The sequence below is a fragment of the Thalassobacter sp. 16PALIMAR09 genome (assembly GCF_000765485.1).
Taxonomy (GTDB): Bacteria; Pseudomonadota; Alphaproteobacteria; order Rhodobacterales; family Rhodobacteraceae; genus Thalassobacter; species Thalassobacter stenotrophicus.
The window spans coordinates 1-19,006 of sequence record NZ_JHAK01000005.1 but is presented as its reverse complement, the minus strand read 5'-3'; the positions used below and the strand labels follow the sequence as shown (position 1 = coordinate 19,006).

Sequence of the window (19,006 nt, the reverse complement as noted above, 5' to 3'; positions counted from 1 at the left end):
AAGGTACGCACGCATAAATTTGTACAAAAGGCGCGATCTTTGTTCAAAACGCCGTCGTCGCTTGATCAAAATCAACTCAATCACATTCACATATTTAAATTTGAAGCTGAGAGATCTCAGCGCCGAAAAACAGGGCGCATGGGCGACCTCGGCATCGTTTTGAAGACATACGTTAGGAGGATTAGATGGCAAATTCCGGCAAAGGCCGCCCATCAAAAGGCCCAATCCCGGGCGCGATTGGCGCAGCAGTTACCCCGCTGGGCAGACAAAACACTTTGATCGAAGACATCGTCGCGCAGATCACGACTGCGGATCTGATGGAAATAGACACAGAAGTTCTTGCCAGTGATTTGGACCCGACCGATGTGCGCAACGACGCAGACAGTGGTGATCGTACCGCTCCTACTTTTAGTGTTGCGGCCGGAGCATCTGCTGCGGCTGCAAGCGCCATCGGGGCGGTCGCCAGCGAAGCGGAACAACAAGCGGGTTTTGGTGCAAGCGGTAATCCCAACAGCGCTGGCAACTCTGGCTTCGGCGCTGGTGGCAATCCTAACGCGGGCCAAGGCGGCACCGGCAATCCAAATCCTGGCGGCAACAATCCTGGCACTGGAAATGGAACTGGCGCGGGCAACTCCAATCCGGGCGGGAATAACCCGGGCACCGGCAACGGAAATGGAGCAGGGAACCCCAACCCCGGTGGCAATAACCCGGGCAATGGCAACGGAGACGGCTCAGGCAATCCCAACGCCGGCAGCAGCGGGAACGGCGATGGTTCTGGCGGAGGGGATGGCGGCTCCGACAAACCGGCACCAGCCCCGACACCGCCCGATGTCCCGCTTTTGAACGCAGACACCGTCCAGTTCAAATCTAGCTATGTGTTCAACGTCGATGACGTGACCGTCGGATTTGACGGCACCACCCTCGCCGATCGGCCCGAAAGCCTCGACCTCAGCACACAAGTGGTCACCAAAGAAGGGGTCACCATCAACCCCATCGACAGCGAATTTGGCTTCTACGTCGATGACTTTATCGGCGCCCAACAAAAGGTCTGGGACGGGAACTTTGGCGAAGGCTTCGTGGGCACCCTACCCGGCGGTGACGGCATCGCAGTTTCGGATGCGCGCACCGACACCTTCTCAACCCCTGCGCGTCTGGGCACATGGCTTGAAGGCATCGGCGGCAACTTTGTCAAAGCCTCGACCGAGCATTACTCCGTCATGCAAGACATTCTGGCGGACCAAGCTTTTCCGGGCGACGATACCGGCTTTTATCAGTTGGACGATGATCTGCGGATTGTGGATTACCAAATCGACGCCAACTTCCAACCGATCCTTGATCCAAACGGTCGGTTGCAACAGGACGTGCTACACGACTTCTACATCAAGGAAATCGTAGCCGCGTTGGAACAGGCCAATGCTGATACGCCCTTGTCCATCGACTTTGATCGCGATGGCACCGCAGACGCATATTCCGCCTACATGGACTATCAGGACTTTGAGGGCACAAGCCGCTATGTGGCCGTGGTCGATATTGGCAACGACGGCACCGTTGATGTCGTGGATGGCAACCTGAACGGCTTTGGCGTCTTTGGGATTTCGGATATTCTGGCCCCGAACGAAAGCACGATCCTTGCGGACATCGCGGTGGGCAGTGATTACTCCGTCACGCTAAAAGATGATGGCAAGCTGCTCTATCGGTGGGGCAATGCGATCAAGCGGCCCAATGACGTGCGGCTCGACGCCAAGATGGACCTGCCTGACAAGTGGAAGATCGACAGTGATGGCGATGGGTTGTTGCAGCTCTATCAAATCACGGCCGCTGAGTTGGTGGTGAACCACACTGTCACGAACAACCCCAATGACCAAATCCGCCCCGAAGATTTTGAAAACGAGGCGGCTATTGGCATTTTGCCAGACTACGTTGAAGTCCGCGATCCGTTTGATCCCGACAATGTTCTGTGGGTCTCAACCAAAGATGTTTATGCGGGCGATGGCACGTTCCTGCAAAGCTATCTGTCCGACACACCGACATCGACTGTCGTGTTTGATTTGGGCGGCAACCCGATTGGGTACCTCAACACAGGCCCGGCGGGTGAGCCTATCGGGACCGTTCTGCGCGATTTTTCATTGATTGATGCCGCGGACGGATCAACCTTGTCACAGATCGGCGCGCTATCTAGCGACCTGACGGGGGGCTTCACAAAGGCGTGGTACACCACAATGGACCGCGAGCCTTTCCAAGCGGACCTCACGGACGATGGCTCAGAGTACGAGATCGGCCCACGCTGGCGGCTTCAGCCCGACAAATACGGCCAAGACCTGCCCAGCGTCACCATTCCGCAGGACGTCAGCAACCCGCCCCCGGTGACCAATGGTCAGGAAAAATACGAGGTCGGCGCAGACACGACCACCGTGTTGAATCTGCTGGATTGGAGCGGCACCTCGCCCCTTACCCTTAGTGCCGGGTGGATGAGCAATAGTGGTGAAGTCTCGGACAACGGCGTGAATATGACCGATAGTTTCGACGTCGCCTACTATATCAAAGGTGATATGAAACCGGTCAATCTGTATGATGCAGAGCTGTTGATGGAATATGAAGAGGTCACCATCAACGACGCCAACACCACGGTCAACGGCACCATTTTCAAAAACACATTGGTCGGCAAAGGGGCGAACACCTTTGACCTGAGCGGCGTGGCATTGGACCAAACCGATGGTCGCTCTGACCTCATCGTGTTGGGGTATGGCGCCGAAACCGCTGAGGATATCGGCTTTAACGAAGTCTATGATTTTGGGCTGGAAGAGGACGCGCTCGGCTTGATCGGGTTCGACCTGAACCCCGACAACTACAACATCCACATCACCCAGCTCCAAACCGGCGATGGACTGCTCGTCAACCTAGACGACACCGAAATCGCGATGTTGCACGATGTGACCGGTTTCCTGACGGCGGATGATTTCTACTTCGCGTAAATGTCAGAGCGAGTAACGGATGCCGGTCGCAAGGTCGGCATCCCATTGTGCATTCACCGAGCAGGCCGTGCTAAGTACGAAGCTCTGCGATTTGTTCTTCAGACAGCTGTTCAAGCCGCGGCATCAGATCCAACAATTCGCGCGTGTAGTCCGACTTCGGGGCCTCAAACAATGCGCTCGTTTCCTGCACCTCAACCAGCTTGCCCTGCCGCATCACGCCGACGCGGTCGCACATCTGGCGCACCACCGGCAGATCGTGCGAGATAAACAGCATCGTCAGGCCCAAATGCTCCTGCAAATCCTTAAGAATGTTCAGGATTTGCGCCTGAATGGACACATCGAGCGCTGATGTTGGCTCATCACAAATCAAGAACCGAGGCTGTGTCGCAAGCGCGCGGGCGATCGAAATACGCTGGCGTTGTCCACCCGAAAACTCATGCGGATATTTGCGATAGGCATCGGATGCCAGCCCCACACGGTCCAGCAGTTCGCGCACCCGTGGACCGATTTCAGCCCGGCTCAGCAGTTTGTGATGCACAAGCGGTTCGGCCACGATATCCCCCACTGACATGCGCGGGTTGAGCGATGAAAACGGGTCCTGAAAGATCATCTGGATTTGTTTGCGATAGGCCGAAAGCTGCTTTGCATCCATGCCCGTGACCTCTTCGCCGTCAAAGGTCACTGTGCCGCCATCGACGGGATAAAGCGTCGCGAGCATCCGCGCGACGGTGGATTTGCCCGAACCGGACTCGCCCACTAGCCCGAAGACTTCACCGTCCTTGATGTCGAATGACACTTCATCCACTGCGGTAAAGTAACTCCGCTGCGATGGCAGGATCGCGCCCTTGGCCAAGAACCGCTTGGTCAGGCCCTTTACCTCTACGAGGGTGCCGGATTTTGAGGCCGTGGAGCGATCCCAGTTGCGGGCCAAGTCTTCGATCTTAAAAGCTGTTTCACGCCCGCCATAGCTCACCTGCGGAAAGCGGTGCAGTTTAACCTGCGGACGGGGCACGGCGGCAATCAGGCTTTTGGTATATTCATGGGTCGGCGCGCCGAGGATTTGGCTGGTCGTACCCTGCTCGACCACGCGGCCCTCGTACATCACGGTGACCTCGTCGGTCGTATCCGCAATCACGCCCATATCGTGGGTCACGAGGATGACACCAACCTGACGTTCGCGCGCCAGTTCCTTAATCAGGTCCAACACCTGCGCCTGAATGCTGACGTCCAGCGCGGTTGTCGGTTCATCCGCCACAATGACAGAAGGCTCAGAGCACAGCGCCAGCGCGATGACCACACGCTGCCGCATACCGCCCGAAAACTGGTGCGGGTATTGATGGAACCGCTCTTCGGGGTTTGGAATACGCACCCGGTCCAACAAGGCAATCGCCCGCGATTGTGCCTCGGACGATGAAAGCCCCAAATGCAATTGGATCGTTTCAACCAATTGCTCGCCGACCGTAAACAGCGGGTTGAGCGAGGTCAGCGGATCCTGAAAGATCATCGCGATTTCGCCACCCCGGATCCGGCGCTTTTGCTCCGCATCGAGCTGGTCGATACGCCGCCCGTTAAGCCAAATCTCACCCTCGGAAACCCGCGCGGGCGGATCGAGCAGGCCAATCACCGCGTTGCCGGTCATGGATTTGCCGGCCCCGGATTCCCCCACGACACCCCGAATTTCGCCGGGGCGGATATCATAGGACACACCCTGAACCGGCTTGAACAGCCCACGCCGCGTGGGAATTTCAACCGTCAGGTTACGGATGGATAGGACAGGTTCTGTCATCGTAGCCTCGGGTTCAAAGCGTCACGCAGCCAGTCGCCCAAGAGGTTCACGGCCAACGCCAGAACGAGCAATGTGCATGCAGGGAAAAGAAGGATCCACCATTCGCCCGAGAACAAGAAGCCCTGGCCAATGCGGATGAGTGTGCCCAGCGACGGCTGGGTCGCCGGCGCGCCGACGCCCAAAAAGCTAAGCGTTGCCTCAGCGATGATGGCGAGGGCCAGTGAGATCGTTGCGATGACCAGCACGGGCGACAGCACGTTGGGCAGAATGTGCCGGATCATAATCGTCAACGGAGAGCGCCCGATGAGGCGCGCAGCAGCGACATAGTCCTTGGACTTTTCGACCAATGTGGCCCCTCGCACAACACGCGCGAACTGGACCCAATCCGACAGACCAATCGCAAGGATCAGCACCCAGATCGCCATCTGATCGCGGTATTCCACCGGCGTCACGCCCTTGGCCACACCAAAGATCAACATCGCCACAAGGATAGATGGAAAGGTCAGCTGCACGTCTGCGGCACGCATGATGATCGTTTCGGTCCAACCGCCGACATAGCCGCTCAGCAGGCCCAGAAAGATGCCGATCACCATCGCAAGCATAACGGCCGCGACACCCACAAAGAGCGAGATGCGCAAGCCGTACAGAATGGTCGAAAATACATCCCGACCCTGATCGTCAGTGCCAAGAAAGAAGCTTTCACCGGTAAAGGCATTCGGCTCCATCGGAGCGGTGAACCCGTTCATCAGGTTCAAGCTGGCCGGATCAAACGGGTTAGTCGTCGCGATCAGCGGCGCGAAAATCGCTGCAAGAACCATCAAAACCGTTACGATCAACGAAACAATCGCCACAGGGCTGGTCCGGAACGCATAAAAAACGTCACTGTCGAGAAACCGGTTCATGATGCTGCCCTCAATCGCGGATCAATCATCGCGTATAAGATATCCACAAGAAGGTTAATGGCCACGAACATTACCGAAATCAGCATCAGGTAGGCGGCCATAACGGGGATATCAACAAACTGAATGGCGTTGATGAACAACAGCCCAACACCGGGCCATTGGAACACCGTCTCGGTAATGATCGCGAACGCGATGATGGATCCAAGTTGCAAGCCAATCACCGTAATCACCGGCACCATCGTATTCTTGAGAGCATGGCGGAAGTTGACCACCCGGTCGCCAAGCCCCCGAGCACGAGCAAAGCGGATGTAATCTTGGCGAAGGACCTCTAACATCTCAGACCGGACCAAGCGCATGATCAGCGTCATCTGATACAGACCCAACGTGATTGCGGGCAGGATCAAGGCCTTGAGGCCCGATTCCGTCAAAAAGCCAGTGGACCAGCCCCCGATTTGGACCGTCTCACCGCGGCCAAAGCTCGGCAGCCAGCCAAGTTCCACACTGAAGAGGTAGATGAGCAGAATGCCGATCAGAAAGGTTGGCAGCGACACCCCGATAAGTGAGATGGACATGATCAGATTGGCAGCGACACCATTGCGGCGGATCGCCGTGAATACGCCCAAGCCGATGCCCATCACGATGGCCAACACCCCTGACACAGCTGCAAGTTCCAGCGTGGCCGGTGCGCGTTCCATCAAGATTTCGGCGACGGGGCGGCCTTGGCGGTACGATATCCCAAAGTTGCCCTGTGCAGCTTGTTCAAGAAAGCGGAAGTATTGGACAACGAACGGTTTATCGAGACCAAGCTGCGCACGCAGGCGTTCAACGTCTTCCATCGTGCGTTCTTGGCCGAGCATGTTGTCGATGGGGTCCCCGACGAACGTAAACATCGAGAACGCCACAAGGCCCGTAACCAGAAGCACCAAGACAGATTGCCCGACGCGTTTGACGATAAAAGAGAGCATAGAGGTCTTTCTTGGGCGACACCCCCGAGCCAAAGCCCGAGGGTAAGGGAGGTCTTAGTTAACGGTTACCCAACGCAGGATAAAGAAGTTATCCGGGCGCTGTGTTACATTGATGTTCGCGCGTGCGCCCCAAACCAAGGGCTGTACGTATAGCGGCACATAAGCCACTTCGTCTTGCATGATCTTAGCAACCTCGTCGAGCATGCCCTGACGGACACTATCATCGATTTCGGACTGGATCATAGGCAAGAGCGTATCGATGCGATCATTCGAGTAGGCGCCAAAGTTCCATGAACCCAAACGCTTTTCTTCGTTCGGAGTGGAGCCAAGGAAACGAATGGGATGTTCGGCATCAAACGTACCCGGCGACCAGCCCAGCAGGTACATATCGAAGTTGTCCGCACGCAGTTCGGGCCAGTAGTTGGACACGGGCATCGCATCCAATGACACGTCCATCCCGGCTTGCGCGAGCATGGCTGTGACGGCTTGGCAGACAGCTTCGTCGTTCAGGTAGCGGTCATTCGGGCATTTAAGCGAAATCGTTTGCCCCGTCAGACCCGCCTCGGCGACCAAAGCACGAGCAGCCTCGGGATCATAGGCGTAAGGCGCAGCTTGCGCGTCAGAATAACCACGCATCGCTGGGCTGACCAACTGGCTTGCGACCTCTGCGTTGCCGCGCATGATGGTCTGCAAGATCGCCGGTACGTTCACCGCTTTGGCCACGGCTTCCCGCGCGCGCGCATCTAGGAACATGTCCGATGCGCCCTGCCCGCTTTCGGCGGCACCCGGTTGTTGGTCAAAGCCCAACATGATGACGCGCGCTTCGATCCCTTGGATCACTTGCACATCTGGGTTGCCTTGCAACCGGGCGGCATCCTGAATGGGCACGGGGTTGATGAAATCCACATCCCCCGACAACAGGGCTGCCAACGCAGTTGCTGAATTCTGGATCGGGGTCATTTCGACCCGCGTCAGGTTATGCTCCACCTCGTCCCACCAACCGGCGTGTGGCTCTAGCACAGTGCTCAGATCGGGCTGGCGTGCCGCGATTTGGAACGGACCAGTACCGTTGGCATTCAGCGTGGCATAGTTGCCTTGCTCTTTATCCGGGCGTTCGGCGTTGTTGGCCACGGCCCAGCCGCTGTCCATCATCATCCAGTTTGCAATGGAGTCGGGAAAAATCGGGTTCGGCGCGCTGGTCATGATGTCGACGGTAAAGTCGTCCACCTTGATCACATCACTCACCGGGGCGAACCAGCTTGAGGTATCCGCCTGCTCGGACGAGGCGCGCTCATACGAGAAAATCACATCATCGGCATCAAAGGCTGATCCGTCTTGAAACGTCACCCCTTGGCGCAACACAAAACGCCAACCTTCGCCATCGCCAATGGGCGACCAGCTGGTGGCGAGCGATGGCTCAATCGCCATGTCCTTGCCGCGGCGGACCAGTCCTTCGTAGATGTTGTTCAAAAATCCAAGGACCGGAGCGGAGTTAACCGCATGCGGGTCCATCGTTTGTGGATCCGTGGTAACGGCGAAATTGAACTCTTCGGCAGAAGCGGGCAGCGCCAGCACCAAAGCGATAGCAGTAGACAAGCGGAACATCGAAATTTCCCTCATTTTAAGCGTTTTGCACGGATCAAAAAAGGGCCGCTCACGGATGCGGGCGGCCCCATAGCGTTAGTTCATTGTGAAGTATTTCACTTTGGGCTGATCTTCGCCATCAACGTCGATACCAACGCCTTCGGCCATGCCCCAGTTCAGCACTTGGTGGTGCACAGGAATGTAAAGCACCTCATCCTGCACGACACGCCAGATAGCGGCGATGTCAGCATTCCGTGCTTCAAGATCCGTGTTGGACGAAAGGCTCGCGATTTTTGCGTCGATTTCATCGTTGTCGAAGCCGGTACCATTCCATGTGCCAATGTCGCTTTCGCGGCCGTGTACGAGGAAGTTAAAGATGTACTCGGAATCGTACGTCGGCACGCCCCAACCCAGCATGTAGAAGTCCGTCTTGCTGTCTGTGATCAGCGGGAAGTGCTGCGCCTTGGGCTTTGCATCAAGGTTCACCGTCACGCCAATTTGGCCCAGCATACCGACTGCTGCCTGACAGATGGCTTCATCGTTGATGTAGCGATCGTTCGGGCAATCGAGGCGGATCGAGAAGCCGTCGGCATAACCAGCCTCGGCCAGCAACGAGCGTGCCATTTCAACGTTGGTCGAGCTTTCGGCGTCCATCTCGGCGGTCCAGCCGTTTACGAACGGCGGTGCGATCATGCCTGCGGGCTCAGATTGGCCTCGCATCACAACCGTTTGGATTGCGTCACGGTTGATCGCCATGGACATCGCTTTGCGCACGCGCACATCGGCCAGCGGGTTCGCGCCATCGATATTGTCGGCTTCGATGTCATCGGCACCTTGGTTCATGCCGAAAAAGATCACGCGGTTTTGCGGCGCCTTTTTGACGGTCAGGCCATCAGCATCATTCACGCGTACAAGGTCCTGTACCGGCATGTCTTGGAGGAAGTTCACCTCACCCGACAGCAAGGCCGCCACACGGGTCGCCGCGTTCTGGATCGGGGTGTAGATGATCTCAGAGACCTCCATCGGGAACTGATCCCGGCCCCAGTAGGCCTCGTTGCGGGTCATCACGGTGCGCACGTCCGGCTCACGCGAGGTGAGGACATAAGGACCGGTGCCGTTAGCATTTGTCGTGGCGTATGTGATTTCACCGCCCTCAAAATCCTGCACATTGACGGTGTTGTTCGCCTCGGCCCAGCCTTTGTCCATGATGAACAGGTTGGTCAGGTTAGACGGCAAAATCGGGTTTGGCCCGTCTGTCACCATCTCAATGGTGTAATCGCCAACAGCGCGGATTTCGGTGATCGAGCCGATCAGCTCTTTCATGTCCGAATTTTCCTGCTTGGCGCGCTCAAACGAGAACACCACATCCTCGGCAGTGAAGGTTTCACCACCGTGGAAGGTCACGCCTTGGCGCAGTTGGAAAACCCAGACGTTTGGATCGGATGCGCTGGGCGCCCATTCGGTCGCAAGAGCGGGCTCAAACGCGCCCGTGGTGTCGCGCACGAGCAGAGGCTCATACATCTGGTGTCGGATTGTGTGCGTTGGGCCTTCGTTTTGCGCGTGGGGGTCCAGCGTAAGCGCATCGCCTGCGCGCGCCCAACGAAGGGTCTCCGACGAGGCAACTGCGGTTGTGGACAGCAGTGCGGCAATGGCCATCAAGCCTGTCAACTTGGTCATAGAAAACTCCCTGAGTGTGTCGTGCCCCTCTGAGTCAGTGGGGGCGGTGCGTCACCACATCACGGGTGTGCGGAATTGCCAAGGGTTTGCGTATGTTTTTTGGGTTTGAATATGCGCGGCCTATCCCTGCCCCCCTTTGCTGCTTTGAGAACAAGCGCAATGACGCGGGCTTGCTCAAAACTGCGTCTAAATGGATCGCAGCATGGATATAGGGCCCCTGCGCCAAGCCCCACCAGCAGGCCCAAGCCCAGCGCGATAGCACTTTGGCTTTGCAACAAAAAAAGGGCGGAGCCTTGGCCCCGCCCTTTTGCTTAGTCGTGTTACAGGCCTTAGCTTGCGGCTGTGACCGCGCGCCCCGTTACGACCTTAATCAGATGCGCGCGGTACCTTGCCGTGCCATGCAGGTCCGAAATCATATCATCCTCAGAGACACTCAGCCCATCCAGCGCCGCGGCACTGAAATCGCGGCTCAGAGCCTCTTCCGCTTCGGTCCAGCGGAACACACCGTCGTTCGAGGCACCCGTCACCGCGACACGCACGCCGCTGGCATACTTGGCCACAAACACGCCCACCAAAGCAAAACGCGAGGCAGGTTGGACGAATTTTTGGTAGTTCGCCGCCTGCGGGATCGGAAAGGACACGGCAGTGATGATCTCACCCTCTTCCAATGCCGTCTCGAACATGCCTTGGAAATAGTCATCCGCAGCAATCTCACGCGTGTTGGTGATGATGGTTGCACCGCTCGCCAACGCAGCCGCAGGGTAGCAGGCTGCCGGGTCGTTGTTGGCAAGGCTGCCGCCAATTGTGCCCCGGTTGCGCACTGCCGGATCGCCGATCTGACCCGCAAGCCCCGACAACCCCGGATAACTGCCATCCGAAGCCACGGCATGGTGGGTCGTGGCTCCCCCAATCCGCAGGGTATCTCCGTCTTTGGTGATACCTTGCATCTCGGACACGCCCGACAAAGAGACTAGCGTATTCGGGCTGGCAAGGCGCTGCTTGAGCGTGGGGATCAATGTCTGCCCCCCACCAAGCGCTTGCGCCTCATCCCCGGCCATCGCTGCGGCTGCTTCGGCAATCGTATTGGGTGTTACAACGTCAAAATTATACATCTGAAGCCTCCTCTCTTATTTGGCGTTCTGCATGGCTTCCCACACGCGCACGGGCGTGACGGGCATATCGATGTGGGTGATGTTGTGACCACCCGATTGCAGCGCATCGACCACCGCGTTTACCACAGTGGGCGGTGAGCCAATCGCACCGGCTTCTCCGCAGCCTTTAACGCCAAGCGGGTTGTGCACACAGGGCGTGCCTTGGCTGTGATCCACCTGGAACATCGGCAGGTCATCGGCGCGCGGCATGGTGTAGTCCATGTAGGACGCGCTTAGCAGTTGGCCGTATTCATCGTAGAACGTCTGCTCAACCAGTGCCTGCCCGATGCCTTGCGCCAAACCGCCGTGCACCTGACCGGTCACGATCATCGGATTGATAACGTTACCAAAGTCATCAACGGCGCACATCCGGTCTACACGCACTTTGCCGGTTTCCGGGTCCACCTCCACTTCGCAGGCATAGGCGCCCGAAGGATACGTAAAGTTCGCCGGATCGTAGAACGCGGTTTCCTCAAGACCCGGCTCGATGCTTTCGAGCGGATAGTCGTGGGGAATGTACGCCTTGAGCGCGACTTCACCAAAGGTCACGGATTTGTTCGTGCCCTCGACCGAGAACACGCCGTCATTCAACGAGATATCCTGATCGGTCACCTCGAGCATATGGGCCGCAATCTTCTTGGCTTTGACGATGATTTTCTCCGTTGCACGGACCACCGCAGAACCACAGACAGCAAGACTACGCGAACCATACGTGCCCATACCAAATGGGATCTTGGAGGTGTCCCCATGGACGATATCGATGGTGCTGGCGTCAATACCAAGCATATCGGACACCACCTGCGGGAAGGCTGTCTCATGGCCTTGGCCGTGGCTGTGTGCGCCGACCATGACGCTGATGTTGCCCGTCGCGTTCACCCTCACAGTGGCCGCGTCATACAGGCCCACACGGGATCCCAACACACCCACAAGGTTCGACGGAGCGATCCCGCACGCCTCGATATAGGCGTTCACGCCGAGCCCGCGCATTAGCCCCTTGGCTTCGCTTGCCTTGCGGCGTGCCTCAAACCCAGAGAGGTCAGCGACCTCTTCCATCTTGTCCATCAGGGCATCGTAGTTGCCCGCATCGTATTCCAGACCCGCTGCAGAGGCGTAGGGATACTGATCCGGCTTTACGAAGTTTTTCCGGCGCAGTTCGATGGGGTCCATACCCAGTTCGCGGGCGGCTTTATCAATGACACGTTCGATAGAATACGTGGCTTCGGGTCGCCCAGCGCCGCGATATGCATCCACCGGTGCGGTGTTTGTGAACACGGCTTTGACGTTCACATAGACCAAAGGAACCGTATAGTTCCCCCCCATCAACGTGCCGTGCAGGAACGTGGGCGTCGCGGTTGAGAAGTTCGACAAATAGGCACCGACGTTGGCCTTTGTATCGGTGCGGAATGCAAGGAAGTTGCCCTCTGCATCCAGCGCCAGTTCAATTTTGGTGACGTGGTCGCGGCCGTGAGCATCCGTCAGGAACGACTCCGTCCGGTCCGCAGTCCACTTGACCGGGCGACCGACTTGTTTGGCCGCAGCTAAGACCAGAGCCTCTTCGCCGTAGTGATAGATTTTGGACCCAAAACCGCCGCCCACATCGGGCGCGATCACGGTCAGCATGTTTTCCGGGATGCCCAGAACGAACGCCGAGATCAGAAGCCGGGTCAAATGCGGGTTCTGCGAGGTCGTGTGCAGAGTGTATTCGCCCGTGCTGGCCTTGTAGCTACCGATTGAGGCGCGTGGCTCCATCGCGTTGGGCACCAGACGGTTGTTCACCAGCTCCAGCGTGGTGACGTGATGCGCGTTTTTGATCGCGGTATCCGTTGCCTCACGGTTGTCTTCAATCCACCCCCAGTCAAAGCACTGGTTGGTTTCGATCTCATCATGGACGTATGTGCTGCTGGAAAGCGCGGCATTCATATCAATGATGGCGGGCAGTTCTTCGATGTCGGCCTCGATGGCTTCGACGGCGTCGCGTGCTTGCTCAACCGTTTCGGCGATCACTGCGGCGTAGGCGTCCCCCACATGGCGCACTTTGCCATGGGCCAAGACAGGCCGCTTAGGTTCTTTCATCGGCTCGCCATCGCGCGAGTTGATCAACCAACCGGCAGGGTTACCGCCCACATCGACAAAATCGTCCCCCGTAAAAACGGCCAAAACGCCGGGCATCTGCGCGGCGACGGAGGTGTCGATGGATTTGATTTTACCATGGGCAACGGTCGAACGGGCAAAGACCGCGTAGGTCTGTTTGGCCAGAACGATATCGTCGGTGTATTCACCAGTTCCAGTGAGGAAGCGGACGTCTTCGCGGCGCAGCGTGGCGGCGCCAATTCCTGTATCTCTTGGCATAATGTCTTCTCCCTATTCGGCAGCGATAGCCGACGCGTCCTGCCCGGAGGCGGCCATGATGGCTTTGACAATGTTATGATATCCGGTGCAGCGGCAGATATTGCCTTCTAGGTACTCGCGGACCTCAGCCTCTGACGGTGTCGGGTTTTCCTTAAGAAGGGCCGCCGCCGACATCACCATGCCGGGGGTGCAAAAGCCGCATTGCAAACCATGGTGGTCTTGAAACGCCTGCTGGATTACATTGAGAGACCCGTCCGCGTTGGTTTGGCCTTCGACGGTGTCGACTGACGCACCGTTCGCTTCGCTTGCGAACATTGTGCAGGATTTGACCGCTTTGCCGTTCACATGCACCACGCATGCACCGCACTGCGACGTGTCGCAGCCAACGTGGGTCCCGGTCAGGCCCTGATCTTCGCGCAGAAAAGCGGACAACAGCGTGCGCCCCTCTACGTCTCCGGAGACGGCTTTGCCATTCACCGTCATGGTTACCTTTGTCATTCTGTCCTCCCTAAGAACATCTGTCATGTCTATGCGCCGAGCCGAGCAATCGATTGGCCTAATTTTTTAGGTCTCTGACGATTGCGGCGCGCTATTTATCAGCGGGCTAGTTTCCCGCGAATTCTTGAAAAACGTAAAGTCACTGGTCTGTCACTTGGGTAGCAAACCCATCGGTGAGCGAACTGTCAAGTTTCGCAAACTTGCGAGCGTTCATATTCACGATACACACGGCTCGACTGAATTGCCCGGTGATCGCATCATTTCTTCCCCAGCCAAGCGGCGGATTTCACCAATACTCGCTTTGCACGCGCTGCCGAGACAAAATCGTAACCCTGACGCAGCACCACAACTGCCCCATCACCGCAAACTATTTGCTCGTTCCGAAGCGTAGACCCAAAGCGGAGACGGCTGGCTAGTCATAAAAGACCTCGGGGTGGTCGGACGCAAGCGCCTTTGTATTGGGGAGTATTGCTGCCATAACAATAGCTTGAACAGACAAGATATAGGTTCGAAGGCTGATCCCACGGCGGCGATACTTTGGTCGCTTTACATACCAATCTTGGATTAATGGCTTAATAAGCATTGGCAGTATTTGGGGCACACCCGGACGCAGCAACCCTTGGCGATGCGCTCGTTCACAAACATCTGAGAAATAGCGCTCTGTCAGTTCTTCGCTCTGCGTTGCAATGCGCCGCTCTGCCAGCGGAAAACTCTTGGCCTCCATGAACGCGAATATAAACCAAGGGGACATTTTATCCGTAAGCCGAATATGGTGTTCGATCAGCCAGTTCAGATGAGCAATCGGATCCTGCGCAACCTCTTGGGGCGGATTTGAAAGCTCGCGCTCCACGGCGCGTGTCACTTCACCAAGGATCATTCCGAGCAGCGTCGTCTTGGTGTCAAAGTAGGCATAAAGCCCGCCCATAGACACGCCGGATTCCTTGCTCAGATCCCGAAGAGACATCGCCTGAAATCCCTTTTTGTTCGACAGACGCAAAGCCGCATCAATGATGACCGTCAGTTTTTTGATCGCAATCTCGGGGTTTCGGATCGAGATTGTCTCGCTGTTATGCTCAAGCATCGAACGGCACAGGGCTTCGTGATCAAATGGCTTCTCGGTCTCCATCTAGGGCCCCTTCTCAAAATGCCGCGGCTTGACCAGCGTCATCAGATCAACCGCCTCTTTGAGTAGACCGAAAGTCTGCGCATGCATAGGCCCCTCCCCTGCAAAAATAGAGCGAACGCTCGATTGACATATCGCAACCTTGGCGCGATGGTCAGGCATTCCGATGGTTTGGGAGGACTGCGGCGTGTCACTCAATATGGACCCAACGCCTTTGGCACCGGGGATCAAGGGAGCGAAGGCTCTGGTGACCGGGGCCTCATCTGGGTTGGGGATGCACTTTGCCCGCCTATTGGCGAAACACGGCGCACATGTCGTTGTCGCGGCACGCAGACATGACAAAGTAGAGGCACTGGCATCCGAAATTATCACCCAAGGTGGCGCCGCCACAGCCCTTGAAATGGACGTTGCATCCGCTGGGTCCGTCGAAGCGGCCCTTGATGGTCTTGCGCTGGACATCGTTGTGAACAATGCGGGCACGACACGCTCAGCCTCAGCGCTTGATCATGAACCATCCGACCTCGACGCTATTCTGGATACGAACCTTAAGGGTGTCTTTTACGTGGTCCAAGCCGCCGCAAAAGGCATGATTGCGCGCGAAAAAGGCGGCTCAATTATCAACGTGGCTTCTATTCTGGGCAGCCGCGTCGCAGGTCATGCAGCGGCCTACGCGGCCTCCAAGGGCGGTGTCTTACAACTCACCCGCTCGCTCGCGCTGGAATGGGCGCGCTATGGTATTCGCGTCAACGCCCTGAGCCCCGGATATATTGAGACCGACCTAAATCGCGATTTCTTTGCGACTGATGCGGGCCAAGCGCTGATCAAGCGGGTGCCACAGCGTCGATTGGGCCAACCGCAAGACCTTGATGGGCCGCTTTTGCTGCTGGCCTCAGATATGGGGCGCTTCATGACTGGCTCCGATGTCGTGGCCGATGGTGGCCATCTCTGCTCCTCTCTCTAGGGAAAAAACTATGGATTTTACGATCTCACCTGAATTGGAAGACATCCGCGCCCGTGTAGCACGGTTTGTTGAGTGCGAAATTCTGCCGATAGAGAGCGATCGCGCCAATTGGGACGCCCACGGAAACATCAGCCTGCCAGCATTGGCCCCCTTGCGGGAGAAGGCAAAGGCCGAGGGCCTTTGGTGCCTGCAATTGAAAAAGGAAACCGGCGGGCAAGGCTTGGATAAAACCGGCATGGCCGTTTGCTATGAGGAAATGAACAGGTCCATTTTTGGCCCCGTTGTTTTCAATTCTGCAGCACCGGACGACGGCAACATGATGGTCCTCGAAAAAGCAGCGACCGAGGCACAAAAAGAGCGGTGGCTTGCTCCTATCGTTGCGGGAGACGTCAGCTCCTCCTTCGCGATGACCGAACCGCATCCCGGCGGGGGATCTGATCCCGGTATGATGCTGACGACCGCCACGCGCAAAGGCGATACCTATGTGCTCAAGGGGCGAAAGTGGTTCATCACGGGTGCTGAAGACGCGAGCCATTTTATCACGATGGCTCGGACTTCGGATGACCCGCGTCGTGGCTTAACTGCATTCCTGCATCACAAAGACGAAGCGAATTGGCACATAGAACGCCGCATCGGGATCATGGGTCCCGAAGAGCACGGCGGCCATTGTGAGATCGTGTACGACAACATGGAGTTGCCCGCAGATCGTGTTCTATTGGGCGAGGGATTGGGGCTTAAGCTGACGCAAATGCGCCTTGGGCCCGCGCGCCTGACCCACTGCATGAGGTGGCTGGGCCTAGCCAAGCGCTGTGCTGAAATTGCCAGCGAATATGCACAGAACCGCCATGGGTTTGGCGTGCGCCTGTCAGATCGTGAAAGCATTCAGATCAAGCTGGGTGATTTGGCGATGCAGATCGAAATGGGCCGTCTTTTGGTGATGAAAGCGGCATGGGCCATCGATCAGGGCAGCTTTGCTAAAAAGGAAGTGTCGATGGCAAAAATTCACGTTGCAAACCTTTTGCACAAAGCCGCTGATGTCGCGATCCAGATCAACGGCGCACGTGGTTACTCGACGGATACGGTTCTTGAGTGGATCTACCGCTACGCGCGTCAGGCACGGCTCGTGGATGGCGCGGACGAGGTGCATCAGATGGTTCTCAACCGTCACCTGCAGGACGAAGATAGGGATTTTTGGAAATGGCCGCCCGCCGTAAATTGAGAGCCTTCTCGCCGGTGACGAATACCCCATCTTCGACGATGCTGATCTGCTCTGAAACACAGCCCCGCGACGAGACAACCGTGCTGAATGTTGTACTCGCGGCATCCCAAGGGATCGCATTCAATGAACACTCCTAACCTTGACGCGCTGACCTCGTGGTTCACGGCAAAACTTCCAAATGAAACCGGCCTAACCATCGAGCCGATCAGTGGCGGGCAGTCAAACCCCACTTGGTTCGTCACATTTGGAAGCAAGCGCATGGTTCTGCGCAAAAAACCGGATGGACCCATCCTGCCCGGTGCACACGCAGTCGAACGTGAATACCGAGTAATGCGCGCCCTCTCCAAAACGGATGTGCCTGTGCCCAAGGCCCTGTGGCTGGAAGAGGATACAAGCATACTCGGGACGCCATTCTACGTAATGGAGCGGTTAGAGGGCCGTGTTTTTTCCGATTGCAGCCTCCCTGGGGTAACGGCTGAGCATCGTCAGGACATGTATCTGAGCATGGCGCGCACCATGGCTCAGATGCACGCCCTACGTCCCGAAGCCATTGGGCTGGCGGATTACGGCAAGCCGGGGAGCTATTTTGAGCGGCAAATCGGGCGTTGGTCGCGCCAATACGCCCAATCGCAGGGGCCAAAAATTGCGGCATTGGACCATCTGATCGATTGGCTACCCCGAAACATGCCCACGGATGACAACGCAATCTCTATCGCCCACGGCGATTATCGGCTTGGGAACTTGATGTTCCACCCAACCGAGCCGCGGGTCATCGCTGTCATGGACTGGGAACTCTCGACCCTTGGTCATCCGCTGGCTGATCTAGGTTATTGCGTGATGCCGTGGCTCACATCGCCTGATGAATACGGAGGCATCCTAGGGACGCACTGGGAACAAAACGGCATTCCTTCGATGGATCGCTTTATCACCGAGTATTACGCCCATGCGCGCCCGACGGCGCAGCTTGACACATTCCACGTCGCATTCGCACTTTTCCGGTTTGCGGTAATTTTTGTCGGCATCGCAGATCGCGCGCGTGCCGGGAACGCCGCCGCGCGCGACGCCTCTGATTTGTCCCCACTGGCAGAAAAATTCGCCAATCGCGCTGTCGAAGTGATCGAGGCTGGGCAAGTAAATTGAAAGACCACAAAATTAGCGTTCTACAACTTCAAAATTAGCCCAAACAGCGGGGGTTTTTAAAAGGATTTTGATGCGCGAGTTTTGCCTGGGGATAAATTGCACTTTTTGAACCCTTAAGGGCGGTAGCTTCGGGGTTCACAACCAAAACATGGCGGCTGCAGTGAAGGCAGTTTTTGACAGAAAGACTTTGGGACATCAGTCGTATCGGGTTGCGACGCGTCGCAAGTCTTTGAACCTGCCAAACATGCGTTCAGTGTACTTACGGAATTTTAGCGGCATTTATCGTACTTGACGACCTTTTTCCGGGACTTACACCCTAATATGTGAGGCTTGGTGCACTTTTCCACCAAGGATTTTCGGAACCATTCAGCATCATACCCGCGATCAGCCAATATCCAATCAACAGCTGGTAGACCACTCAGCAGAGCCATGGCGCCTGTATAATCTCTGACCTGACAAACAGTCACAAAAAGCGGATCGAACGGCCAATGGTATCCTTGAAAGCATGCAGTGCCGCGCTCATGTCGCCTTTTATCTACGCAATCAGATGTCTCCCCTCTTTCAGCCACAGTTTTAGGCTGTGCGGTGCGCTTTGAGGTAGGCCGCATCAATTGAGTTTATCTTGTTGTCTGAAGTCTTTGCAGTAAATCCAGCGATCATACCCGTAAATACACCCATA

General features: G+C 56.8%; 13 protein-coding genes. 4 read left to right on the top strand and 9 right to left on the bottom strand.

Going from position 1 to position 19,006, the window contains the following annotated elements; genetic code table 11:
- The first annotated feature begins 185 nt into the window (after positions 1–185).
- A complete protein-coding gene (locus PM04_RS17395; protein ID WP_052068447.1) occupies positions 186–2,972 on the top strand; it encodes a hypothetical protein in 2,787 nt (928 codons plus the stop codon).
- A 70-nt stretch (positions 2,973–3,042) separates the two neighbouring features.
- Here PM04_RS17395 and PM04_RS11170 read toward each other — a convergent pair whose 3' ends face one another.
- From PM04_RS11170 to PM04_RS11130, 9 genes are all read right to left on the bottom strand, one after another.
- A complete protein-coding gene (locus PM04_RS11170) occupies positions 3,043–4,758 on the bottom strand; it encodes an ABC transporter ATP-binding protein (RefSeq protein ID WP_038006760.1) in 1,716 nt (571 codons plus the stop codon).
- Positions 4,755–5,660, bottom strand: coding sequence for an ABC transporter permease (locus PM04_RS11165; RefSeq protein WP_052068446.1), 906 nt, complete (start codon positions 5,658–5,660; stop codon positions 4,755–4,757). Before PM04_RS11165 ends, PM04_RS11170 begins: the two co-directional genes overlap by 4 nt.
- Positions 5,657–6,625 carry an ABC transporter permease gene (locus tag PM04_RS11160; RefSeq protein ID WP_038006756.1) on the bottom strand — a complete coding sequence of 323 codons (969 nt, stop codon included), beginning with the start codon at positions 6,623–6,625 and terminating at the stop codon, positions 5,657–5,659. Before PM04_RS11160 ends, PM04_RS11165 begins: the two co-directional genes overlap by 4 nt.
- A gap of 54 nt (positions 6,626–6,679) precedes the next feature.
- Complete coding sequence (locus PM04_RS11155; protein WP_038006755.1) at positions 6,680–8,230, bottom strand: ABC transporter substrate-binding protein; 1,551 nt, start codon at positions 8,228–8,230, stop codon at positions 6,680–6,682.
- Positions 8,231–8,305: 75 nt separating this feature from the next.
- A complete protein-coding gene (locus PM04_RS11150) occupies positions 8,306–9,886 on the bottom strand; it encodes an ABC transporter substrate-binding protein (protein WP_038006754.1) in 1,581 nt (526 codons plus the stop codon).
- Between the two features lie 329 nt (positions 9,887–10,215).
- Positions 10,216–10,998: a xanthine dehydrogenase family protein subunit M gene (locus PM04_RS11145; protein WP_038006753.1), complete on the bottom strand. Its 783-nt coding sequence runs from the start codon at positions 10,996–10,998 to the stop codon at positions 10,216–10,218.
- Between the two features lie 15 nt (positions 10,999–11,013).
- Positions 11,014–13,386: a xanthine dehydrogenase family protein molybdopterin-binding subunit gene (locus PM04_RS11140; RefSeq protein WP_038006752.1), complete on the bottom strand. Its 2,373-nt coding sequence runs from the start codon at positions 13,384–13,386 to the stop codon at positions 11,014–11,016.
- Positions 13,387–13,398: 12 nt separating this feature from the next.
- Entirely contained in the window at positions 13,399–13,884 is a 486-nt protein-coding gene (locus PM04_RS11135) for a (2Fe-2S)-binding protein (protein ID WP_038006751.1), read from the bottom strand.
- Between the two features lie 412 nt (positions 13,885–14,296).
- Positions 14,297–15,010 (bottom strand): TetR/AcrR family transcriptional regulator, encoded by a 714-nt coding sequence (locus tag PM04_RS11130; protein ID WP_052068445.1) that lies wholly within the window; start codon positions 15,008–15,010, stop codon positions 14,297–14,299.
- A gap of 184 nt (positions 15,011–15,194) precedes the next feature.
- On the opposite strand from PM04_RS11130, the gene PM04_RS11125 reads away from it, so the two are divergent.
- The 3 genes from PM04_RS11125 (at position 15,195) to PM04_RS11115 (ending at position 18,327) form a co-directional block, all read left to right on the top strand.
- Positions 15,195–15,968 (top strand): SDR family NAD(P)-dependent oxidoreductase, encoded by a 774-nt coding sequence (locus PM04_RS11125; RefSeq protein ID WP_234702865.1) that lies wholly within the window; start codon positions 15,195–15,197, stop codon positions 15,966–15,968.
- Positions 15,969–15,978: 10 nt separating this feature from the next.
- Positions 15,979–17,187 carry an acyl-CoA dehydrogenase family protein gene (locus PM04_RS11120; RefSeq protein ID WP_038006749.1) on the top strand — a complete coding sequence of 403 codons (1,209 nt, stop codon included), beginning with the start codon at positions 15,979–15,981 and terminating at the stop codon, positions 17,185–17,187.
- Positions 17,188–17,310: 123 nt separating this feature from the next.
- Complete coding sequence (locus PM04_RS11115) at positions 17,311–18,327, top strand: phosphotransferase family protein (RefSeq protein WP_052068444.1); 1,017 nt, start codon at positions 17,311–17,313, stop codon at positions 18,325–18,327.
- The last annotated feature ends 679 nt before the right edge of the window (positions 18,328–19,006 follow it).